This window comes from Bradyrhizobium genosp. L (assembly GCF_015624485.1).
Taxonomy (GTDB): domain Bacteria; phylum Pseudomonadota; class Alphaproteobacteria; order Rhizobiales; family Xanthobacteraceae; genus Bradyrhizobium.
Map to the genome: position 1 here is coordinate 4,216,341 of NZ_CP061378.1, position 21,352 is coordinate 4,237,692.

The 21,352-nt window shown below is 64.4% G+C and carries 20 protein-coding genes; 5 read left to right on the forward strand and 15 right to left on the reverse strand.

Features of this window, described 5'->3' with window-relative positions:
* The first annotated feature begins 11 nt into the window (after window positions 1-11).
* The 5 genes from IC762_RS19895 to IC762_RS19915 all read left to right on the forward strand — a co-directional run bounded on the left by IC762_RS19895 (window position 12) and on the right by IC762_RS19915 (window position 4,914).
* Window positions 12-1,046 carry an ABC transporter permease gene (locus IC762_RS19895; RefSeq protein ID WP_195783955.1) on the forward strand — a complete coding sequence of 345 codons (1,035 nt, stop codon included), beginning with the start codon at window positions 12-14 and terminating at the stop codon, window positions 1,044-1,046.
* Window positions 1,047-1,306: 260 nt separating this feature from the next.
* Window positions 1,307-2,194: a helix-turn-helix transcriptional regulator gene (locus IC762_RS19900; protein WP_195783956.1), complete on the forward strand. Its 888-nt coding sequence runs from the start codon at window positions 1,307-1,309 to the stop codon at window positions 2,192-2,194.
* 210 nt (window positions 2,195-2,404) lie between these two features.
* A complete protein-coding gene (locus IC762_RS19905; protein WP_195783957.1) occupies window positions 2,405-3,409 on the forward strand; it encodes an alpha/beta fold hydrolase in 1,005 nt (334 codons plus the stop codon).
* Between the two features lie 64 nt (window positions 3,410-3,473).
* Window positions 3,474-4,229: an SDR family NAD(P)-dependent oxidoreductase gene (locus tag IC762_RS19910; protein ID WP_246801102.1), complete on the forward strand. Its 756-nt coding sequence runs from the start codon at window positions 3,474-3,476 to the stop codon at window positions 4,227-4,229.
* A 43-nt stretch (window positions 4,230-4,272) separates the two neighbouring features.
* A complete protein-coding gene (locus tag IC762_RS19915) occupies window positions 4,273-4,914 on the forward strand; it encodes an HD domain-containing protein (RefSeq protein ID WP_195783958.1) in 642 nt (213 codons plus the stop codon).
* A 9-nt stretch (window positions 4,915-4,923) separates the two neighbouring features.
* Here the strand turns inward: IC762_RS19915 and mtnK are convergent, their stop codons facing one another.
* The 15 genes from mtnK to nuoF form a co-directional block, all read right to left on the reverse strand.
* The gene (gene mtnK, locus IC762_RS19920) at window positions 4,924-6,228 is read right to left on the reverse strand and encodes an S-methyl-5-thioribose kinase (protein ID WP_195790205.1); all 1,305 of its coding nucleotides are present in this window, start codon (window positions 6,226-6,228) and stop codon (window positions 4,924-4,926) included.
* A gap of 57 nt (window positions 6,229-6,285) precedes the next feature.
* A complete protein-coding gene (locus IC762_RS19925) occupies window positions 6,286-6,585 on the reverse strand; it encodes a DUF1467 family protein (RefSeq protein ID WP_195783959.1) in 300 nt (99 codons plus the stop codon).
* 6 nt (window positions 6,586-6,591) lie between these two features.
* Complete coding sequence (gene mce / locus IC762_RS19930; protein ID WP_195783960.1) at window positions 6,592-6,996, reverse strand: methylmalonyl-CoA epimerase; 405 nt, start codon at window positions 6,994-6,996, stop codon at window positions 6,592-6,594.
* Window positions 6,997-7,024: 28 nt separating this feature from the next.
* Entirely contained in the window at window positions 7,025-8,695 is a 1,671-nt protein-coding gene (locus IC762_RS19935) for a ribonuclease J (RefSeq protein ID WP_195783961.1), read from the reverse strand.
* Window positions 8,695-9,501: a biotin--[acetyl-CoA-carboxylase] ligase gene (locus IC762_RS19940; protein WP_195783962.1), complete on the reverse strand. Its 807-nt coding sequence runs from the start codon at window positions 9,499-9,501 to the stop codon at window positions 8,695-8,697. The genes IC762_RS19935 and IC762_RS19940 overlap by 1 nt, the downstream gene beginning before the upstream one ends.
* A 61-nt stretch (window positions 9,502-9,562) precedes the next feature.
* A complete protein-coding gene (nuoN, locus tag IC762_RS19945) occupies window positions 9,563-10,999 on the reverse strand; it encodes an NADH-quinone oxidoreductase subunit NuoN (protein ID WP_195783963.1) in 1,437 nt (478 codons plus the stop codon).
* A gap of 106 nt (window positions 11,000-11,105) precedes the next feature.
* Window positions 11,106-12,620 carry an NADH-quinone oxidoreductase subunit M gene (locus IC762_RS19950; RefSeq protein ID WP_195783964.1) on the reverse strand — a complete coding sequence of 505 codons (1,515 nt, stop codon included), beginning with the start codon at window positions 12,618-12,620 and terminating at the stop codon, window positions 11,106-11,108.
* Window positions 12,621-14,702 carry an NADH-quinone oxidoreductase subunit L gene (nuoL, locus tag IC762_RS19955; protein WP_195783965.1) on the reverse strand — a complete coding sequence of 694 codons (2,082 nt, stop codon included), beginning with the start codon at window positions 14,700-14,702 and terminating at the stop codon, window positions 12,621-12,623.
* 64 nt (window positions 14,703-14,766) lie between these two features.
* On the reverse strand, window positions 14,767-15,075 hold the full coding sequence (gene nuoK, locus IC762_RS19960; RefSeq protein WP_195783966.1) for an NADH-quinone oxidoreductase subunit NuoK: 309 nt from the start codon (window positions 15,073-15,075) through the stop codon (window positions 14,767-14,769).
* Window positions 15,072-15,710, reverse strand: coding sequence for an NADH-quinone oxidoreductase subunit J (locus IC762_RS19965; protein ID WP_195783967.1), 639 nt, complete (start codon window positions 15,708-15,710; stop codon window positions 15,072-15,074). The genes nuoK and IC762_RS19965 overlap by 4 nt, the downstream gene beginning before the upstream one ends.
* Window positions 15,711-15,847: 137 nt before the next feature.
* Window positions 15,848-16,342, reverse strand: a complete 495-nt coding sequence (gene nuoI, locus IC762_RS19970; RefSeq protein ID WP_195783968.1) for an NADH-quinone oxidoreductase subunit NuoI — start codon at window positions 16,340-16,342, stop codon at window positions 15,848-15,850.
* A 7-nt stretch (window positions 16,343-16,349) separates the two neighbouring features.
* The gene (nuoH, locus tag IC762_RS19975; protein ID WP_195783969.1) at window positions 16,350-17,420 is read right to left on the reverse strand and encodes an NADH-quinone oxidoreductase subunit NuoH; all 1,071 of its coding nucleotides are present in this window, start codon (window positions 17,418-17,420) and stop codon (window positions 16,350-16,352) included.
* 10 nt (window positions 17,421-17,430) lie between these two features.
* Complete coding sequence (nuoG, locus tag IC762_RS19980; RefSeq protein ID WP_195783970.1) at window positions 17,431-19,506, reverse strand: NADH-quinone oxidoreductase subunit NuoG; 2,076 nt, start codon at window positions 19,504-19,506, stop codon at window positions 17,431-17,433.
* A gap of 7 nt (window positions 19,507-19,513) precedes the next feature.
* A complete protein-coding gene (locus IC762_RS19985) occupies window positions 19,514-20,002 on the reverse strand; it encodes a hypothetical protein (protein ID WP_195783971.1) in 489 nt (162 codons plus the stop codon).
* Between the two features lie 8 nt (window positions 20,003-20,010).
* Window positions 20,011-21,336, reverse strand: coding sequence for an NADH-quinone oxidoreductase subunit NuoF (gene nuoF / locus IC762_RS19990; protein ID WP_195783972.1), 1,326 nt, complete (start codon window positions 21,334-21,336; stop codon window positions 20,011-20,013).
* Window positions 21,337-21,352: the final 16 nt, after the last annotated feature.

The following is a 21,352-nucleotide window of genomic DNA, read 5'->3' on the forward strand; positions in this document are numbered from 1 at the left end:
GGAGTGGCAAGATGGCAAGCAGTGACGGCGCGACGAGGCCGGCGGATCAGAAACGGCCGCGCGGGCTGGCGACCTTCCTGCGCTCGCAGATGCGCAACATCGCGCCGTTCCTCACCCTGATCTTCCTCAGCGCCTTCTTCGCGATCGCGAGCCCGTCGTTCGCGACCATCGACAATGTCGGCAACATCCTGACCCAGGTATCGGTCACCGGCATCATCGCCGTCGGCCTCACCTTCGTCATCCTGTGCGCGGAGATCGATCTGTCGGTCGCCAGCATCGCCAACGTCACCGGGATCGCGGTCGCCTATTTCACGATGCAGGAATCCTACGTCAACATCGCCAACGTCCCGATGCCCGGCTGGGCCGCGATCCTGCTGGCGCTGGCGCTGTGCGCGCTGCTCGGCCTGGTCAACGCGCTCGGGCTGACCATGATCGGCATCCCCTCCTTCATCATGACGCTGGCCATGATGCAGATCGCGGCCGGCGTCTCGGCGCTGCTGGTGCGCGGCCAGATCGCCTACAAGGTGCCGGACCTGATCACGACGCTCGGCTCGGGCTCGATCGGGGGCATCCCCTGGATCGTGATCGTCGCCGCCGTGATGCTGCTCGGCGGCCATCTGGTGCTGACCTACACGCGGTTCGGCCGCTACGTCTACATGGTCGGCGGCAACCGCGAGGCCGCCGAATTCTCCGGCCTCAACGTCAAGCTGATCCTCGGCAGCGTGATGGTGATCTCGGCAGTCTGCTGCGGCATCGGCGGCATGCTCGGCGTCGCGCATTTCGGCAGCGCGCAGCAGAACGAGTTCGATACCTATCTGCTCGACTCCATCGCGGCAGTGGTGGTCGGCGGCACCAGCCTGTTCGGCGGCCGCGGCGGCATCGGCAACACCATCGTCGGCCTGTTCGTGCTCGGCGTGCTCAACAACGGCCTCGACCATGTCAACATCGACAGCTTCCTCAAGATCCTGATCCGCGGCCTGATCCTGCTCGCCGCGCTGATCATCAACGTGTATGCGCAGCGGCTACGGGAGCAAGCGGCGGACTAGGGACGGCATTCGGATCGAATGCGTGCAAGCCGGCACGATGTCGTCCCGGCGAAAGCCGGGACCACCTTGCAACACATTGTACGTCTTCAAACAAACGAGCGCGGTTGGATTTGACGTTCGCCTCGCAGGTCGTCTTCAGCTATTCTCCGCGCCTCGGAACTTCCGGACTCCAATGGAGGGTACGGGAAATGAGGACGCGGGCGCTAGGTGCGATGGTTTCTGGTTCTGAGACTGGGTTTCCCAACCCGAAGATCCGGTCGGTGCCGGAGATCAATTTTATCAACGGCCCGAGCGTGCAATCCGTTCGAACGGGCGGATTGATTGCCCGATGTTTCCGCACGACCTGTCTGGAACCGAAGCCTGACGTTTTCCTCGGCTTTTGCGCCGAAGACACCTACATGGTCAGGCTGTTTCTGAAGGCACATCCGGCAAACACGTTGGTCCGGGGACGGCGACGCATTGACTTGCCTCCGCGGGGCTCGATGGAAAGTGCGATCAGGCACGTTTGCGAGCCCTTCTCCTGGAAGATGAGCCACGCGGTCGATGTCATCAATTTTGAGATTCCAACGATGACAATCCACGATTACCTGCCAAGCCGCCGCTCTCGTTCGGTCGCGCAATTGAAGGTCGATGAAAATTCCAGCCTTACCGATCCGACGATCGCGTCATTCGGCCTTGCAACGCTACAGGTCATCGACGCGGAGAAGGACTTCACTCAGTTCTTTGTCGATCATATCGTCGATGGCCTCTGCAAACACGTCGCGCTCCAATATTTCGGAGCTGACGATCTCGAGGCACGACGCGGCGGATTGGCTCCCTGGCAGGAACGCCGCGCGAAGGACCTGATGCATTCGGCGATCGGTCGAACCCTCTCTCTGCAGGAAGTTGCGGATTTATGCGGATTGTCAGTGGGGCATTTTTCGAAGGCTTTCAAGAAATCGACCGGCTGCTCGCCGCACAAATGGCTCATGGAGCAGCGGATCGAAATGGCGCTGTCCCTCCTGTCGGACGACACGTTGTCTCTGACGGATATCGCAGCACGGTGCGGCTTCGTCGACCAGAGCCACCTTACGAAAACGTGCAACCGCCGCGTCGGAGTGCCTCCGGGCGTCTATAGAAGGCGCGCGGCTTCGGCCTTGGCCGGGTAGCTCGAAAATTCCAGCATCGAAATATCCAAAACGCTCGGCCTCGTACAAGACGGTGACCGGCCAGCGGCCGATATTGCCCCAGGTGGCGGACGTGTTGGTTCCGACTGCCTCCGCCGAAGATTTGTAGGCGGTGTCAATCATCTGGTGTGGGCCTCCTGCGAATCCGGTGTCGGCGGTCAGACCGGGTCAACCTTTGAAAGGGATGGCGAGATGGCCTCGTTCACTGAAGGGACTCCTGCATCCCGCCGCGACTTGCTGCTTGCGAGCGCGGGAGGCCTGGCGCTGGCTTTGGCGAGCCCTTCCCGTGCAACACCGGACAAGCCGAGCATCGAGCCGCCGATGGCTTCGGACGTGCCATATACCGAGCATCGCATATCCAGCGGCGACGGCATGGTTTATGCGCGTGAGTATCCCGGCCAGGATCCCGCGTTCGTCATGATGCACGGATTCCCGGACAACCTTCACATCTACGATTACCTCGTCCCCTATCTGACGCGCGCCGGCAGGCGCGTCGCGGTGTTCGATTTCCTTGGATTCGGTCGGTCGGAGAAGGTCGCGGTCGAAGGCTATCGATACACGTTCAAGCAGCAGGTTGGGGACCTGGCCGCCGTCGTCGATACGCTCAAGATCGACAAGTTCGTACCAGTCGGTCACGACTCCGGTGGACCATGCGCTGCCAACTACGCCCTCGACAATCCCGACCGGGTGGCCTGGCTTTGCCTGATGAATTGCTACTATTCGGACTCTCCGACGTGGCGACTGCCTGAAATCATCGAAGTATTCGGCGACCCCTGGCTCAAGGAGCTTGCCCACGCGTTTCTGAGCGATCCCGACAAGATGGCTTGGCTGATCACGTTCCAGGACAAGCATTTTCAGGTCAACATGCCCGCGGACTTGAGAGAGCGCTTCGACGGCATCGTGCGACCGATCGTCAACGGCAACTTCTCAGGCGGGGCCGGTCCCGCCTTTGCGCAAATGACCGCACAGGTCCGCGACAGCGTGGCCTACAATACGTCACGGCTCCCCGACGTCCGTCGGTTCGGCAAGAAGGTCAACCTGATCTGGGGCGTCCAGGACCCTTATTTGACGTCCGCCACGGCGGCAGCGATCGCCGCGACCTATCCCCAAGGCGGCGTAAAGTCGGTCCAGGCCGGCCATTGGCTGATGATCGACAGACCGGCCGAGGTCGCGCAACTCCTGCTCACATCGAGCTGAGATCCCAGGCCATGCTCCCGCTGTTTCGGAGGTCTGGACTGAGCACACCCGCACGGCTGCGGGAATGGCCAGAGACGGCCATGCGGCGCTGGAAACGAGGTCTGCCATGGACGTAACGAACGCAACTGTCTTCATCACTGGCGCCAACCGCGGCTTGGGCCTGGCTTTTGCTCGGGAGGCAAGACTCCGTGGGGCAAAGAAGGTCTACGCCGGCGTGCGCAACACGGGCGGCTTTCAGGAGCCCGGCATTACCCCGATCAGGATCGATGTCACGGACAAGGCCTCGATCGCCGCAGCCGCCGAACTGGCCGCGGATACGACCCTGCTGATCAACAACGCCGGAATCGCCGCGCTGATCGACGGGCCACTGGCGCCGGATGTCGAAGCGCAGTCGATCCGGATGTTCGAGACGAACTACTATGGCGTCGTGCGCGTCACGCAGGCCTTCGAGCGGACCTTGCTGGCCAAGCCGCATGCCGCCATCATCAACGTGCTTTCCGATATCGTGTGGCTTCCGCGGCCCTATCTGACCCCCTATGCGGCGTCAAAGACGGCGGCATGGAGCTTCACCAACCAGCTTCGCTTTCACCTGCGGGAGCGAGGCGTGCAGGTCCTCGGCCTGCATGTCGGCTTCATGGATACCGACCTGACCAACGGCATCGACGTGGCGAAAGCCAGCCCGGAGGACGTGGTGCGACAGACCTATGATGCTCTCGCGGCCGGCAAGAGCGAGATCATGGCCGACAAGGGAACGGCGGTGCTGAAAGGCACGCTGGCGGCTGAGGTGCCCGGCTACATCACCCCGCCGCCAGGGCTTTGATCACGGGTCCGAAGACCCCAAGAGTGAATTCCAAGGAGAACACATGAAGGCGGCTGTCAGCATCGGGGGCGTTGTCGCTCCAGACTCGGATCTCGCGCGCAAGGCCGCGACGCTCGCGGAGCAGGCCCATTCCAAGGCGCTGCTCAACCACGTGCACCGGACGTGGTGGTTTGCCGAGTTCCTCGGCAGGAAGCGGGAGATGAAATATGATCGCGAGCTCGTCTACATCGCCTCGATGCTCCATGACCTCGGCCTTTCGCCTTTGCACATCGCCGACAAGCGGTTCGAGGTCGACGGCGCCGATGCGGCCAGCCGTTTCTTGCGCGAGAACGATTATCCAAAGTCGAAAACCGAGCTCGTTTGGGATGCAATCGCGCTTCACTCGGTCGTTGACATCGCCGATCGCAGGCAGCCGGAGGTCGCGCTTGTCCATTTCGGCGCTCACGTCGACGTCATGGGACTTCGGATAGAGGAGATCACTCCGTCCCTGATCGACGATACCCTTGCGCTCTACCCGAGGATTGGAATGAAGGCAGCGTTCACGGAAGCCTTGGCTGAAGTCGCCAGGAAGAAGCCGCATACTGCAATCGGGACCGGGCTGGCCGACATTGGCCGGCGCCTCGTGCATGGTCTCGAGATTCCGAACGTCTGCGATATCATTTACGCCGCCCCCTTCGACAGTTGAAGCGCAGCGCTACCCGGCAAATTCAGGCTGCCAGTTACGTACCTCGCGTGCTGCCTTTGTCACCGCTCCGATGGTTGCGAACGACGGCGTTTCCAGCATCATGTCGCGCGCGAGCTTGAGGCTCCTCGCCTCGCAGATCGCGCGCTGCTTCTCGTCGGCGATCCATTCGAAATCGATGTTGTGGGCGAGACCGAGGATGCGGCGGATGGTCTTTGCGGCCGCAAAGCCGACGGTGTCCTGGAACAGCCGAGCCATGTAGGCCTGCCGCTCCGCCTCCAGCCGCGCGGCGCCGGCTTCGCCTGGGAATAGCGAGGCCGGATAGCCGTCGCCCTTGGCTTCGCTGCGCCAGAGTGCCAGGAATTTTCGCGAGAACTCGATCCAGACGCCCTCGGTGATTTCCAGCAGCCAAGCCTCGAACGACGCCCGCTCGCCCGCCGTGCCCTCGTGCCCGGCCGAGGCCAGATAGGCCATCAAGAGATTGCCGATGACGGCGCCGATATCGAACCCCATCGGGCCGTAAAAGGCGAACTCGGGATCGATCACCTTGGTCTCTGTGGCGGTGACCATGATCGAGCCGGTGTGCAGATCGCCGTGCAGCAGCGCCTCCGGGCTCGCCATGAATTTCAGCTTCAGCCTGGAGATCGCGACATGGAGGTCGAGGTCGTCGCGGAAGGCGGCCGCCGTTTGGTCGAGCCAGGGCGCGGTCCAACGGTTCTGCTCGGCGATGCGATAGGGATCGGTGAAGATCAGATCCTCGGTGATCTTGCAGAGTGCATGATTGCCGGCGAAGGCCGCGATCCCCTCCTTCTTCTCCGCGGCCGTGCGTGCGAGGTCGGAGGAGAAGAACAGGGTTTGCGCCAGGAAGGTCGAGATATCCTCGACGAAGCGCGGATAGTGCGTCGCCGCGATTAGCCCCTTGCGCATGATGATGTGCGGCTCGAGCAGTTCCATCGCGGTGAGCGCGAGCGGGCTGTCATGATGCAGCACCGCCGGCACCAGCTTTGGCGCGAGATGCGCCTGATGGACCAGCGCCATGTGCTCGTAATGGGCGCGCGACAGCGGCAGCGGCCAGCTCTCGCCGACCAGCCGTACATAGGGCAGCGCCTGCTTGACCGCCAGCCCGCCGCTTATCCCCTTGACGATGAAGACGAGGTTGAGATTGCCGTCGCCGACCTCGCTGATCGACCAGTCGGCGGGCGCACCGCCGAGTCGCGCGGCGATGGCGGGCTGTGCGGCGAGATAATCCCTGAGGTCGGTCTCGCGCAGGATTCGATATGCACTTTGCCCGGAGGCCGGTTGCGCCTGCAGGTTCATCGTCGTCTCCTCCAGATAGTCCGGGGCGAGGTTCATCCCCACTCCCGCTTTCAGGCATCAATTGTGAAACTCGGGCACTCCCATCAGGCGCGACAACCGGTCGACCGAGAGATAGCCGGCATAATAGGCCCACATCCCGATCGCGAAGAACACCGCCGAGAGCAACGTGGTCCAGAGCAGCTTGCGGCCCATCCGCGCCAGGACCGGCGCGCCGGGGTCGGTGCCGGGGGCGCCGATGCCGTCCTCATGCTGGCTGCGCACGCCGAAGGGCAGCGTCAGGAACAGCACGAGCCACCACAGCACGAAGTAGATCGCAAACCCGGTGGAGATCTGGTAGGCCGAGATCTGGAAGGGCATGGCGGCTCAGGCCTGTTCGATCTCAACCAGCGCGCCGGAAAAGTCCTTCGGGTGGAAGAACAGCACCGGCTTGCCGTGGGCGCCGATCTTCGGCTGGCCGTCGCCGAGCACCCGTGCGCCCTCGGCGACCATGCGGTCGCGCGCCGCGATGATGTCGGGCACGTCGTAGCAGACATGGTGGATGCCGCCATCGGCATTGCGCTCGACGAATTTCGCGATCGGCGAGGCCTCGCCGAGCGGTTCGATGAACTCGATCTTGGTGTTCGGCAGCGTCACGAACACAGTGATGACGCCGTGCTCCGGCAGCGGCACGGCGTCGGACACCTCGGCATTGAAGGCGGCGCCGTAGATCTTCGCGGCCTGCCTGGCGTCCTTCACCGCGATCGCGACGTGATTGAGCCGACCCAGCATGTCTCTCTCCCTTGTCGTTTATACGCGCTCAGACCGTCAGCACGTGCACGAGGCAGATCGGCTTCTTGCCCCATTGCTCGTTCAGGGCGGACCGCACCGCGCGGCGCACCGATTCCGCCAGCGCATCCGGATCGCGCCGGCGCGGCTTCGGCAGGCCTTCGACAGTCGAGACCACCACGTCGAACACGATGTCGTCGAGTGCTTCGCCTGCTGCATTGTTCTCCGGCATGCCGACGAGTTCAACCTCGGGATCGTCGACCAGCTCGCCCTGCCCGGTCATCGCGATGGCGACGAAGGCACACCCGGCAAAGCCCATCCGCCGCCGCTCCACCACCGCGCGCGACTTGGAATCCTCCAGGATGGTTCCGTCCTTGTAGAGCCGGCCCGCCGGCACCTCGCCGATGATGCCGGGCTCGCCGGGACCGAGCTTGACCAGGTCGCCGTTGCGGCAGGTCAAGACCTTCGGCACGCCGGCGGCACGCGCCAGCTTGGCGTGCTCGGCGAGATGCAGCGCTTCGCCATGCACCGGGATCAAAAGCTGCGGCCGCACCCAGGAGATCATGTCGCGCAGCTCGTCGCGGCGCGGATGGCCGGAGACATGCACCAGATGCTCGCGGTCGGTGATGATCTCGACGCCCTGCTCGACCAGCCCGTTGATGATGCTGCCGACCGCCTTCTCGTTGCCGGGAATGGTGCGCGAGGAGAAGATCACGGTGTCGCCCTTGTTCAGCGTCACCTGCGGATGATCGTCATTGGCGATCCGCGCCAGCGCCGCGCGCGGCTCGCCCTGGCTGCCGGTGCACAGCGCCAGCACCTTGTCAGCGGGGAAATGGCCGTAATATTCGGGGCTGCGGAACTTGTGCGAGGCGTCGAGATAGCCGCACTCGCGCGCCACCTGCACGACGCGCTCCATGGCGCGGCCGACCACGACGACCTCGCGACCGACGGCGTTGGCAGCGTCCGCCACCGCCCTGACGCGGGCCACGTTGGAGGCGAAGGTGGTGACGGCGACCCGGCCCTTGGCCGCGCCGACCAGTTTCTTGATGGTGGCGGCAACCTCGGTCTCCGAGGGCGAACGGCCGTCACGCACCGCATTGGTGGAATCGCCGACCAGCGCCAGCACGCCCTCGTCACCGAGCTGGCGCAGCCGCCGCTCGTCGGTCGGCAGCCCGATGATCGGGGTCGGATCGATCTTCCAGTCGCCGGTGTGCAGCACCGTGCCGACGTCGGTCTTGATCGCCAGCGCATGCGATTCCGGAATCGAATGCGCGACCGGGATGAACTCGACATTGAACGGGCCGATGTCGATCCGGCTGCCCGACTGGATCACGGTGACCGGAATTCGCGGCGGGTTGCGCTCTGCGGCGCATTTGGCCTCGAACAGCGCGGCGCTGAACGGGGTCGCGTAGATCTTGCAGCCGAGTTTCGGCCAGAGATCGATGATGGCGCCGAAATGGTCCTCATGGGCGTGGGTCAGCACCAGGCCCATCAAATTGTTGCGTTCCTTCTCCAGGAAGCGGACATCCGGCATGATCAGGTCGATGCCGGGCAGATGCTCCTCGTCACCGAAGGAGACGCCGAGATCGACCGCGAGGAAGGAGCGCTGCTGGCGGTTGCCGAGGCCGTAGATCGACAGGTTCATGCCGATCTCGCCGACGCCGCCGAGCGGTGCAAAGGTCAATTCATCCGGCCGCGCCATCAAACCGCCCTCGCAGAGGCTGCATTGCCGAAATAGACCTCGCCGGCGGTGACCGGCATGCGGCGGCCGTCGGCGGTGCGCACGATCAGGCAGCCGGTATCGTCGATGGTGTCGAACGTGCCTTCCAGCAGCGCTGAGCCGGTCTGGACCGCGACCTTTTCGCCGAGGCCGGCGGCGCGCTCCAGCCAGAGCCGGCGGATCTCGGCAAAGCCGCGGCCATTGTCCCAGATACCGCGGAACTCGACCCAGGCGTCCGACAGCGCGGCAAACAGCTCCTCCGCCCCGATCTGGACGCCGAGCGCCGCGAGCGAGACGGCCGGCGTCGGCGTGCCCTCAGGCGCGGCCACGACATTGGTGCCGATACCGACCACCACGGCGAGCCGGTCGCCGACGGTCTCGGCCTCCAGCAGAATGCCGGAGAGCTTCTTGCCGTCGGCCAGCACGTCGTTCGGCCATTTCAACTGATAGTTCGGGCTGCCCGGGCCGAGCCGCAGCGCCGCCTCGATCGAGACCTTCTGCAGCGCAGCTTCGAGCGAAAGCCCGGCGGCAAAGCCGAGCGTCGCCGCAACCGCGGGCTGCACGTCCATGACCTCGAGGATGCTGCACGGGAGATTGCCGCGCGGCGCGACCCAGGCGCGCTGCCGGCGGCCGCGCCCCGCGGTCTGTTCCACGGTCGCCAACCAGATCGGACCGCGCTCGCCATCGCGGGCGCGCGCAAGCGCCTCAGCGTTGGTCGAGCCGATCCGGTCGAACGCAGCGAGCTGGTGGCCCGCCGCTATGGCTCGGGGTCCGAGCGTGAAGGTCATGCGGGAGTTATGCGCATGATCCGCCCCGAAAGCCAGCTTGTCTGGTTTGGAATCATGTGCGTCAGAACAGGGATTTCGCTGCCGCCGAGGCCGCGCTGACCAGCGGTCCCGGATAGGCCCAGTAGAACACGGTGAAGATGCCGGCGACCGCCAGCACGGTGCGCAGCTCGAAGCGCATCGGGTCGAGCTTGCCGAGCGGCTGGTCGAAATACATCACCTTGACGATCGACAGATAGTAGAACGCGCCCACCACGCTGGTCAGCACGCCGATCACCGCAAGCGTGAACAGGTTGGCCTTGATCGCGGCGACGAAGACGTACCATTTGCCGAAGAAGCCGGCGAGCGGCGGCACGCCGGCGAGCGAGAACAACAGCATCGCGAAGAAGAAGGCGAGCAGCGGATTGGTCCGGGACAGGCCGGCGAAATCGGAAATCTGCTCCACGGCCTGGCCGTTGCGCTTCATGGCGAGGATGATCGAGAAGGTGCCGAGCGTCATCGCGACATAGATCGCGATGTAGACCAGTACGCCCTGCGCGCCCTCGACCGTGCCGGCGGCGAGCCCAACCAGGGCGAAGCCCATATGGCCGATCGAGGAATAGGCCATCAGCCGCTTGATGTTGCTCTGGCCGATCGCCGCAAACGAGCCCAGCGCCATCGAGGCGATCGCCACGAACACCAGGATCTGCTGCCATTCGGTGACGATGCCGGGGAATGCGGTCAGCGTCGCCCGGGTGAACACTGCGAGGGCTGCGACCTTCGGCGCCGAGGCGAAGAACGCCGTCACCGGCGTCGGCGCGCCCTCGTAGACGTCGGGCGTCCACATGTGGAACGGCACCGCCGAGACCTTGAAGCAGAGGCCGGCGAGCAGGAACACCAGGCCGAACACGATGCCGAGGCTGCCCTTGGTCGCGGCCGCGGCGATACCGGCGAAGGAGACCGTGCCGGTGAAGCCGTAGATCAGCGAGGCGCCATAGAGCAGCATGCCCGACGACAGCGCGCCGAGCACGAAATATTTCAGGCCGGCTTCGCTGGACTTGGCGTTGTCGCGCTGGCTGGCGGCGACGACGTAAAGCGCAAGGCTCATCAGCTCGAGGCCGAGATAGAGCGCGATCAAATCGCCGGCCGAGATCAGCACCAGCATGCCGAGCGTCGACAGCAGCACCAGGATCGAGAACTCGAAGTTGCGGTTCGACGGCTGCGACAGGAATTCGGTCGCCAGGATCAACGTCGCGGCCGAGGCGATCAGGGCCAGGATCTTCAGGAAGCGGGCGAAGTCGTCGACGATGAAGCTGCCGCCGAAGGTGATGAGCTTGCCGGCCGGCAGCCACGCCTCCAGCACGCCGGTCAGGATCAGCAGGCAGACCGCGAGCGCGGTGACGAGCCGGGTCGTCCCCTGCCCGCGGAAGGCTCCGATCATCAACAGCACCATCGCACCGACCGCGAGCACCAGCTCCGGCAGCACCGGCTGCAACTGATAACCTGCACTGGAAAAGCTCATGGCATGGTCCTAATCGAGAACCCCGACTTCGATCGAGGTTCTGGCCTTTTTGTTTGGCGCGTTTTCTTCATGCGAACCGGGTCCCACTTCGCTTGAAAACGCTATGTTAATGGACGACCAGCGCAGCAGCCTTAACGGCTCCCACGGCGGTGTTGTAATTGTTGACGAGCTGCTGCACCGAGGCGGCCGACATGTCGAGCACCGGCTTCGGATAGACGCCGAACAGGATGGTCAGCACGATCAGCGGGACCAGCGTCACGCATTCGCGCAGCGTGAGGTCTTTCATCGACATCAGCGACGGCTTGACCAGCGCGCCGAACACCACCTTGCGGTAGAGCCACAGCGCGTAGCACGCCGACAGGATCACGCCCGTGGTGGCGAAGAACACCGTCGGCAGCGACACCTTGAAGGTGCCGAGCAGCGTCATGAACTCGCCGATGAATCCGCTCGTGCCGGGCAGACCGACATTGGCCATGGTGAAGACCATGAAGGTCAACGCGTAGAACGGCATCCGGTTGACCAGGCCGCCATAGGCGGCGATCTCGCGGGTGTGCATGCGGTCGTAGACCACGCCGACGCAGAGGAACAGCGCGCCGGAGACGATGCCGTGCGAGATCATCTGGAACATGCCGCCGGCGACGCCCTGCGTCGTCACCGCGAAGATGCCCATGGTGACGAAGCCCATATGCGCGACCGAGGAGTACGCGATCAGCTTCTTCATGTCCTCCTGCATCAGCGCCACCAGCGAGGTGTAGATGATGGCGATGACGGACAGCGTGAACACGAACGGCGCGAAGTCATGCGAGGCCAGCGGGAACATCGGCAGCGAGAAACGCAGGAAGCCGTAGCCGCCCATCTTCAGCAGGATTGCCGCCAGGATCACCGAGCCCGCGGTCGGCGCCTCGACGTGCGCGTCCGGCAGCCAGGTGTGCACCGGCCACATCGGCATCTTCACCGCGAACGAGGCGAAGAAGGCGAGCCAGGCCCAGGTCTGCAACGAGCGCGGCACCGCGGTGTGCATTAGCGTCGGAATGTCCGTGGTGCCGGCGTTCCAGTACAGTGCCATGATGGCGAGCAACATCAGGACCGAGCCGAGGAAGGTGTAGAGGAAGAACTTGAACGAGGCATAGACCCGGCGCGGGCCGCCCCAGACGCCGATGATCAGGAACATCGGGATCAGGCCGCCCTCGAAGAACAGATAGAACAGCATGAGATCGAGCGCCGAGAAGGTGCCGACCATCAGCGTTTCCAGGATCAGGAACGCCATCATGTATTCGCTGACGCGGCTCGTCACCGACTTCCAGCTCGCGATGATGCAGAGCGGCATGATCGCGGTGGTGAGGACGATCAGCGGCAGCGAGATGCCGTCGACACCCATGTGATAGGTGATGCCGGTGGCGAGCCAGGACGCCTTCTCGACGAACTGGAAGTCGCTCGAGGCCGGATCGAATCGCGCGACCAGGATCAGCGAGATCGCAAAGGTGATCAGCGTGGTCCACAGCGCAATCCAGCGCGCGGTGCGGTTGGCGGCCTCGTCGCCGCCCCTCGCGAGCAGATAGACCAGGATCGCGCCGACGGCCGGCAGGAAGGTGGTGACGGAAAGGATCGGCCAGGTGGTCATTTACTGGCCTCCAAAGCCGAACATGAACCAGGTGATCAATCCGGCAGCCCCGATCAGCATCGCGAAAGCGTAGTGATAGAGGTAGCCGGTCTGTAGCTTGACGACGTTGCGGGTGACGTCGAGCACGCGGGCGGAGACGCCGTCCGGCCCGAAGCCGTCGATGACGAAGCCGTCGCCCTTCTTCCACAGCGTGTAGCCGATCCACTTCGCGGGTCGCACGAAGATCAGGTCATACAGCTCGTCGAAGTACCATTTGTTGAGCAGGAACTGGTACAGCATCGGCTGCTGCTCGGCGAGCTCGACCGGCAGATATGGCCGCGCGATGTAGAAGATGTAAGACAGGATGAAGCCCAGAACCATCATGATGAACGGCAGCTGCCCCAGCAGGAATGGCATGTGCTCCATATCCTCGAGGATATGAGGGTTCATCTTCACGGACTCGCGGAAGAATTCCTCGACGCCATGAGGGCTCGCGAACAGCTCCTTGAAGGGGAAGCCCGCGAAAACCGATCCGACCGCAAGGACGCCGATCGGGATCAGCATCCACATCGGACTCTCGTGCGCCGCCTCGTAGTGCTCTTGATCGTGGGGTTCACCGAAGAACGTCTTCCAGATCAAGCGCCACGAATAGAAGGACGTGAGACCAGCCGCAGCGACGGTGAGCAGATAAGCATAAGTCGCGATCGGGTTATGCGAAGCATAGGCGGACTCGATGATGGCATCCTTAGAGAAGAAGCCTGCGAAGCCAGGCACGCCGGTCAGCGCCATCGTACCCACGGCCATCACCGCGAAGGTGTACGGAATCTTGCGCCACAGGCCGCCCATGTTGCGGATGTCCTGCTCGTGATGCATCGCGTAGATCACCGAGCCGGAGCCCAGGAACAGCAACGCCTTGAAGAAGGCGTGCGTGAACAGGTGGAACATGCCGACCGAATAGGCCCCCGCCCCCATCGCCACGAACATGTAGCCGAGCTGCGAACAGGTCGAGTAGGCGACGATGCGCTTGATGTCGTTCTGCACCAGGCCGATCGTGGCCGCGAAGAACGCCGTGGTCGCGCCGAAGAACATCACCACCGCCTGCGCGGTCGGTGACAGCTCGAACAGCGGCGACAACCGCGCGACCATGAAGACGCCGGCGGTGACCATGGTCGCGGCGTGGATCAGCGCCGACACCGGAGTCGGGCCTTCCATCGCATCCGGCAACCAGGTGTGCAGCAGGAACTGGGCCGACTTGCCCATCGCGCCCATGAACAGCAGGCAGCAGGTCAGGGTCATCGCGTCGACCGGGTGGCCGAAGAAGTCGATGGTCTTGCCGGTCAGGCCGGGTGCGGCGTGGAAGATGGTATCGAAGTCGGTCGAGCCGACCAGCGCGAAGATTGCGAAGATTCCGAGCGCAAAGCCGAAGTCGCCGACACGGTTGACCACGAAGGCCTTGATCGCCGCCGCGTTCGCGGACGGCTTCTGGTACCAGAACCCGATCAAGAGGTAGCTCGCCAGGCCGACGCCCTCCCAGCCGAAGAACAGCTGCACCAGGTTGTCTGCGGTCACCAGCATCAGCATCGCGAAGGTGAACAGGCTGAGATAGCCGAAGAAGCGCGGCCGGTTCGGATCCTCGTCCATGTAGCCGATGGAATAGAGGTGAACGAGCGCGGACACCGTGTTGACCACGACCAGCATCACCGCGGTCAGCGTGTCGACCCGCAGCGTCCAGAACACCTGAAGATCCCCGGACGTGATCCAGGGCAGCAGCTGGACGCGGGCGTCCTCGTGCATGAAGCCGACATTGACCAGCGTGATCCAGGACAGCGCCGCCGAGACGAACAAGAGCGTCGTCGTGATCAATTCGGCCGCCCGCGAACCGGCGGCCGGCGGCTCGGAGACGTGGTGATCGTCGTGGCCGTTGTCGTCATGGCCGTCGTGGCCGTGATCGTCGTGCGCAACAGCGGCATGGGCGTCGCCATGCGCATCGTCATGGTGATCGACGCTGTCGCCGCTCGGGTTGCGCGCATGCGCGCCCGTGAGCGCAATGATGCCTGCGAGGATGGCGCCCAGCAGAGGCAGGAAGACGATTGCCTGTATCATTTGGCGTTCTCTTTGCGCATGATCTTGCCGGAAAACCGGCGTCCACTTTTCCGGATCATGCGTCCTAGCCCTTCATCAGATTGACGTCTTCAACCGCGATCGAGCCGCGGTTGCGGAAATACGTGACCAGCACGGCAAGCCCGATCGCGGCTTCGGCGGCTGCGACCGTCAGCACCAGCAGCGCGAACACCTGGCCGACGATGTCGCCGAGGAAGGTCGAGAACGCCACCAGGTTGATGTTGACCGAGAGCAGGATCAGCTCGATCGACATCAGGATGATGATGATGTTCTTGCGGTTGAGGAAAATGCCGAGGATCCCGAGCGTGAACAGGATCGCGGCGACCGCGAGATAGTGCCCCAAACCGATCGTCATTTCACCCACTCCGCCGCATCGGCGTCCGAGAGCCCCTGCCCCGACGTCACCTTGCGCAGCGCCATCGCCATCTCGGGCGTGCGCGCGTTCTGGACATTGATGTTCTGCCGCTTGACGTTGGACTTGTGACGCAAGGTCAGCACGATGGCGCCGATCATCGCGACCAGCAGCACCATGCCGGCGAGCTGGAAGTAGTGGATGTACTTCGTATACAGCACGAGGCCGAGCGCCTCGGTGTTGCTGACATTGGTGGGGATCGCCGCCGTGATCGTCTTGGTCACGGACGGGTTGATCACCCAGGCACCGACCACCAGCAGCAGCTCGAACAGGAAGATGCCGCCGATCACGATGCCGATCGGCAGATACTGGATGAAGCCCTCGCGCAACTCGACGAAGTCGACGTCGAGCATCATGATCACGAACAGGAACAGCACCGCGACCGCGCCGACATAGACCACGATCAGCATCATGCCGAGGAACTCGGCGCCCATCAGGATGAACAGGCCGGAGGCGTTGACGAAGGCCAGGATCAGGAACAGCACGGAGTGCACGGGATTGCGCGAGACAATCACCATCACCGCCGAAGCCACGCAGATCGCGGCAAACAGATAGAAGAACAGCGCCGGAAGGATCATCGAGCAGCCCCCGTCATTCCGGGGCGCGGCCGCAGGCTGCGAACCCGGAATCCAGAAGTTGTGGCGCGAGATTCCGGGTTCACGCTGCGCGTGCCCCGGAATGACGGCGTGCGACTGGGAAGGATCATGCCCTCACCTCACCGGTACGGCGCGTCGAGCGCGATCGACTTAGCGAGATCGCGCTCCCAGCGGTCGCCATTGGCGAGCAGCTTGGCCTTGTCATAGTACAGCTCCTCGCGGGTCTCGGTCGCGAACTCGAAGTTCGGTCCCTCGACGATGGCGTCGACCGGGCAGGCCTCCTGGCACAGGCCGCAATAGATGCACTTCACCATGTCGATGTCGTAGCGCACCGTGCGGCGGGTGCCATCGTTGCGGCGCGGGCCGGCCTCGATCGTGATCGCCTGCGCCGGGCAGATCGCCTCGCACAGCTTGCAGGCGATGCAGCGCTCCTCGCCGTTCGGGTAGCGGCGCAGCGCATGCTCGCCGCGGAAGCGCGGCGAGATCGGGCCCTTCTCGAAGGGATAGTTCAGCGTCGGCTTCGGCTTGAAGAAATAGCGCATGGCGAGGACGAACGCCGAGACGAATTCAGAGAGCAGAAGCGAGCGGGCTGTTGCGTTGACGTTGACACTCATGACGGCCTCACTTCGGCGCGATGCCGGCGAATTGCAGCACGCCGGCCACAATCACCACCATCGCCAGCGACAGCGGCAGGAACACCTTCCAGCCGAGCCGCATCAGTTGATCGTAGCGGTAGCGCGGCACGATCGCCTTCGCCATCGCGAACATGAAGAACATGAAGAAGACTTTCAGCGCGAACCAGATGATGCCCGGGATCCAGGTGAAAGGCGGCAGGTTCACCGGCGGCAGCCAGCCGCCCAGGAACAGGATCGACGCCAGCGCGCACATCGTGGTGATCGCGACATACTCGCCGAGCATGAACAACAGATACGGCGTCGAGCCGTATTCGGTCATGAAGCCCGCCACGAGCTCGGATTCCGCTTCCACCAGGTCGAACGGCGGACGGTTGGTCTCAGCCAGCGCCGAGACGTAGAATACCACGAACATCGGGAACAGCGGCCACACATACCAGTTCAGGATGGTGAGCTGCGGCAGGCCGATCAGGCTGCCGAGCCCACGGGTGTTCTGCGCCTCCACCACGGCCGACAGGTTCAGCGAGCCTGCGCAGAGCAGCACGGTGATGATCACGAACCCGATCGAGACTTCATAGGACACCATCTGCGCCGCCGAGCGCAGCGCGGCCAGGAACGGATATTTCGAGTTCGACGACCAGCCGGCCATGATGACGCCGTAGACCGACAGCGACGAGATCGCGAAGATGTAGAGCACGCCGACATTGATGTCCGAGATCACCCAGCCGAGATTCATCGGGATCACGGCCCAGGCGGCCAGCGCCAGCACGCAGGAGACCAGCGGCGCCAGCAGGAACACGCCCTTGTTGGCGCTGTCGGGGATGATCGGCTCCTTCAGCACGAACTTCAGCAGGTCGGCGAAGGATTGCAGCAGGCCGAACGGCCCGACCACATTGGGGCCACGGCGGATCTGCACCGCCGCCCAGATCTTGCGGTCGGCGAGCAGGATATAGGCGATCGCGATCAGGAGCGCGACGAGCAGCAACAGGCTCTCCGCGACCATGATGATCGCGGGCCAGAGGAAGCCGGTCCAGAACGAGCTTGCGAAGAAATCAGCCATCAGGTCACGCTCACTCCGCTGCCGCCAGCACGTGCCCCGACGCGAGCCGCGAGCATTCCGCCATCACGGCCGAGGCCCGTGCGATCGGGTTGGTCAGGTAGAAATCCGCAACCGTCGGCTGGAACGCCGCCTTGTCGACGCTGCCGCCCTTCCCCGCCAGCGCCTTGACGCTGTCGGCGGTGCCGGCCTCGATCTGGTCGAGCCGCATCAGATGCGGGGTGGCCTTGAACATCGCCTGGCGCAGCGCCTGCAGCGAGTCGAACGGCAGCTTCTTGCCGAGCACATCCGACAGCGCGCGAATGATCGCCCAGTCTTCGCGGGCCTCGCCCGGCGGGAAGGCGGCGCGGTTGGCGATCTGGACCCGGCCCTCGGTGTTGACATAGATGCCGGACTTCTCGGTGTAGGCCGCGCCCGGCAGGATGACGTCGGCGCGATGCGCGCCGCGGTCACCATGGGTGCCGATATAGACCACGAAGGTGCCATCCGGCACCGTCACCTCGTCGGCGCCGAGCGAGAACAGCACGTCGAGCGTCCCGAACGTCGTCATCTGCGCCGCGGTCAGGCCGCCTGCCGCAGGCGAAAAGCCGATATCGAGCGCGCCGGTGCGCGACGCCGTGTCCTGCAGCACCGCAAAGCCGTTCCAGCCGTCCTTGAGCGCGCCGACATCGACGGCGAGTTTCGCCGCCTGCGCCAGCACCGCCGCGCCGTCATGCCTGGTGTAGGCGCCGGCGCCGACCAGGACGATCGGACGCTGCGCATTCTTCAGCACGTCGGCAAAGGCGTGCTTGCCGGCGGCGAGATCGGCAAGCGTGTCGCTGCCGGCGCCGAGATAGTCGTGCGGATAGGTGAAATCGGCCTTGCTGCCGATCAGGCCGACCTTGACCCCGCCGGCGCGCCAGCGCTTGCGGATCCGCGCGTTCAGCACCGCGGCTTCCTTGCGCGGATGCGAGCCGATGATCAGGATCGCATCGGCCTGGTCGATGCCGGCAATGCCCGGGTTGAAGATGTAGGCGCCGCGGCCGGCCTTGGCGTCGAAGGCGTCGCCGCCCTGCACCGCCAGATTGACCGAGCCGAACTTCGCCAGCAGCTCCTTCAGCGCATACATCTCGTCGACCGCGGCGAGATCGCCGGCGATGGCGCCGATCCGCTTGCCGTCGATGCGGCCGACCTTGGCCGCGATCGCCGCGAAGGCCTGCTGCCACGACGCCGGCTTGAGCTGGCCGTTCTCACGCACATAGGGACGGTCGAGGCGCTGGGTGCGCAGGCCGTCGACGACGTGTCGGGTCTTGTCGGAGATCCATTCCTCGTTCACCGCCTCATTGATGCGCGGCAGGATCCGCATCACCTCGCGGCCGCGGGTGTCGACGCGGATCGCCGAGCCGACGCCGTCCATGACGTCGACCGACTGGGTCTTGCCGAGCTCCCAGGGCCGCGCCGCGAACGCGTAAGGCTTCGAGGTCAGCGCACCGACCGGGCAGATATCGACCAGATTGCCCTGCAGCTCCGAGGAGAGCGCGGACTCCAGATAGGTCGTGATCTCCATGTCCTCGCCGCGGCCGGTCGCGCCCATCTCCGGCGCGCCGCAGACCTCGGCGGAGAAACGGACGCAGCGCGTGCACTGGATGCAGCGGTTCATCGAGGTCTTGACCAGCGCGCCGAGATACTTGTCCTCGACCGCGCGCTTGTTCTCGGCGAAACGGCTGGTGTCGACACCGTAGCCCATCGCCTGGTCCTGCAGGTCGCATTCGCCGCCCTGGTCGCAGATCGGGCAGTCCAGCGGATGGTTGATCAGCAGGAATTCCATCACGCCTTCGCGGGCCTTCTTGACCATCGGCGAACGCGTCGAAATCTCCGGAGGCTCGCCCTTCGGGCCGGGCCGGCAGTCGCGCACGGCCCAGGCGCAGCTCGCGACCGGCTTCGGGCCGCCCTTCACCTCGACCAGGCACATCCGGCAATTGCCGGCGATCGACAGCCGCTCGTGGTAGCAGAAGCGCGGGATCTCGGCGCCGGCCGCCTCGCACGCCTGCAACAGCGTGTACTCCGGCGGGACATCGATCTCTTTGCCATCGATGATGATCTTGCTCATGTCTGTCTCAGGTCTTTCCGAACTTGCAGTCGGGCGGTGCGACGCTGGCTGATGTCAGTGAGGTCTTCACCCATTGCTGGGTCTCAGTGCCGTAGGTCGCGAGATAGGCGGGCTGCGCCTGGTTCTTCTCGCAGAGGAACGGCAAATGCGGCTTCAAATCGTAGTCACAGGACGCCTGCCATTCGCGCTTGTCGGCGAACGCGGCGATGGTTTCCTCGCAGGCATAGAGGAAGTACGAGACGAAGCTCTCATACTGGGCCCGCTCCTCGCGGCTGCCGGCCTTGATCGCCTGATAGTCGGGCTGGGCGAATTTCGGGTTCTTGAAGGCGAGATCGGTGTAGCCCAAATACGCCGTGCGCGCGGCGGACGCGCGGTTCGACGACCGGACCTCGTTGATTTGCAGCAGGACGGCGCCAAAGCCGAGCAGCGCCACGGTCGCGTGCGCCATCTGCGCAAGCGTCCCGTATTTCTGCCACCACGCGGCCTGTTGCACCATTGCCGTCATTACTCCGCAGCCACCATGTGCACGGGATCGCGCACGCCCTGATCGTCGAGATCGGCCTTGCGCGAATACTGATCGATCCGCTCTTCAATCTCATGACGGAAATGCGCGATCAGGCCCTGGATCGGCCAGGCGGCGGCGTCGCCAAGCGCGCAGATGGTGTGGCCTTCGACCTGCTTCGTCACCTCGAGCAGCATGTCGATCTCGCGCTTGTGGGCGCGGCCCTCGGCCATCCGGGTCAGCACCCGCCACATCCAGCCGGTGCCCTCGCGGCACGGCGTGCACTGGCCGCAGCTCTCATGCTTGTAGAAATAGGAGATGCGGGCGATCGCGCGGATCAGGTCGGTCGACTTGTCCATCACGATCACGGCCGCGGTGCCGAGGCCCGAGCGCAGCTTGCTCAGTGAGTCGAAATCCATCGGCGTGTCGATGATCTGTTCGGCCGGCACCATGCGCACCGAGGAGCCGCCGGGGATCACCGCCTTCAGATTGTCCCAGCCGCCGCGGATGCCGCCGCAATGCTTCTCGATCAGCTCGCGGAACGGAATCCCCATCGCCTCTTCGACGTTGCAGGGCCGCTCGACATGGCCGGAGACACAAAACAGCTTGGTGCCGACATTGTTGGGCCGGCCGATAGCGGCGAACCAGGCCGCGCCGCGGCGCAGGATGTCGGGCGCGACCGCGATCGACTCGACGTTGTTGACGGTGGTCGGGCAGCCATAGAGGCCGACATTGGCCGGGAACGGCGGCTTCAGCCGCGGCTGGCCCTTCTTGCCCTCGAGGCTCTCGAGCAGCGCGGTCTCCTCGCCGCAGATATAGGCGCCGGCGCCGTGGGCGACGTAGATGTCGAACGGCCAGCCGTTGATATTGTCCTTGCCGACCAGCTTGGCGTCATAGGCCTGGTCGATCGCGGCCTGCAGATGCTCGCGCTCGCGGATGAACTCGCCGCGGATATAGATGTAGCAGGCATGCGCGCCCATCGCGAAGCTCGCCAGCAGGCAGCCCTCGACCAGGAGATGCGGATCGTGCCGCATGATCTCGCGGTCCTTGCAGGTGCCGGGCTCGGACTCGTCGGCGTTGACGACGAGATAGCTCGGGCGGCCGTCCTTGGACTCCTTCGGCATGAAGGACCACTTCATGCCGGTCGGAAAGCCGGCGCCGCCGCGGCCGCGCAGCCCGGACGCCTTCATCTCGTTGATGATCCAGTCGCGGCCCTTGTCGATGATCCCCTTGGTGCCGTCCCAGGCGCCCCTGCGGCGCGCGCCCTCGAGGCCCCAATCATGCAGGCCGTAGAGGTTCTTGAAGATGCGGTCCTTGTCGTCGAGCATGCTCAAAACTTTCCGA

Excerpts from the sequence above, each read along its gene's own strand:
- IC762_RS19895 (WP_195783955.1), top strand. The coding sequence starts at position 12 with ATGGCAAGCAGTGACGGCGCGACGAGGCCGGCGGATCAGAAACGGCCG.
- IC762_RS19905 (WP_195783957.1), top strand. The coding sequence starts at position 2,405 with ATGGCCTCGTTCACTGAAGGGACTCCTGCATCCCGCCGCGACTTGCTG.
- IC762_RS19910 (WP_246801102.1), top strand. The coding sequence starts at position 3,474 with ATGGCCAGAGACGGCCATGCGGCGCTGGAAACGAGGTCTGCCATGGAC.
- IC762_RS19915 (WP_195783958.1), top strand. The coding sequence starts at position 4,273 with ATGAAGGCGGCTGTCAGCATCGGGGGCGTTGTCGCTCCAGACTCGGAT.
- mtnK (WP_195790205.1), bottom strand. The coding sequence starts at position 6,228 with ATGAACCTGCAGGCGCAACCGGCCTCCGGGCAAAGTGCATATCGAATC.
- IC762_RS19925 (WP_195783959.1), bottom strand. The coding sequence starts at position 6,585 with ATGCCCTTCCAGATCTCGGCCTACCAGATCTCCACCGGGTTTGCGATC.
- mce (WP_195783960.1), bottom strand. The coding sequence starts at position 6,996 with ATGCTGGGTCGGCTCAATCACGTCGCGATCGCGGTGAAGGACGCCAGG.
- IC762_RS19935 (WP_195783961.1), bottom strand. The coding sequence starts at position 8,695 with ATGGCGCGGCCGGATGAATTGACCTTTGCACCGCTCGGCGGCGTCGGC.
- IC762_RS19940 (WP_195783962.1), bottom strand. The coding sequence starts at position 9,501 with ATGACCTTCACGCTCGGACCCCGAGCCATAGCGGCGGGCCACCAGCTC.
- nuoN (WP_195783963.1), bottom strand. The coding sequence starts at position 10,999 with ATGAGCTTTTCCAGTGCAGGTTATCAGTTGCAGCCGGTGCTGCCGGAG.
- IC762_RS19950 (WP_195783964.1), bottom strand. The coding sequence starts at position 12,620 with ATGACCACCTGGCCGATCCTTTCCGTCACCACCTTCCTGCCGGCCGTC.
- nuoL (WP_195783965.1), bottom strand. The coding sequence starts at position 14,702 with ATGATACAGGCAATCGTCTTCCTGCCTCTGCTGGGCGCCATCCTCGCA.
- nuoK (WP_195783966.1), bottom strand. The coding sequence starts at position 15,075 with ATGACGATCGGTTTGGGGCACTATCTCGCGGTCGCCGCGATCCTGTTC.
- IC762_RS19965 (WP_195783967.1), bottom strand. The coding sequence starts at position 15,710 with ATGATCCTTCCGGCGCTGTTCTTCTATCTGTTTGCCGCGATCTGCGTG.
- nuoI (WP_195783968.1), bottom strand. The coding sequence starts at position 16,342 with ATGAGTGTCAACGTCAACGCAACAGCCCGCTCGCTTCTGCTCTCTGAA.
- nuoH (WP_195783969.1), bottom strand. The coding sequence starts at position 17,420 with ATGGCTGATTTCTTCGCAAGCTCGTTCTGGACCGGCTTCCTCTGGCCC.
- nuoG (WP_195783970.1), bottom strand. The coding sequence starts at position 19,506 with ATGAGCAAGATCATCATCGATGGCAAAGAGATCGATGTCCCGCCGGAG.
- IC762_RS19985 (WP_195783971.1), bottom strand. The coding sequence starts at position 20,002 with ATGGTGCAACAGGCCGCGTGGTGGCAGAAATACGGGACGCTTGCGCAG.
- nuoF (WP_195783972.1), bottom strand. The coding sequence starts at position 21,336 with ATGCTCGACGACAAGGACCGCATCTTCAAGAACCTCTACGGCCTGCAT.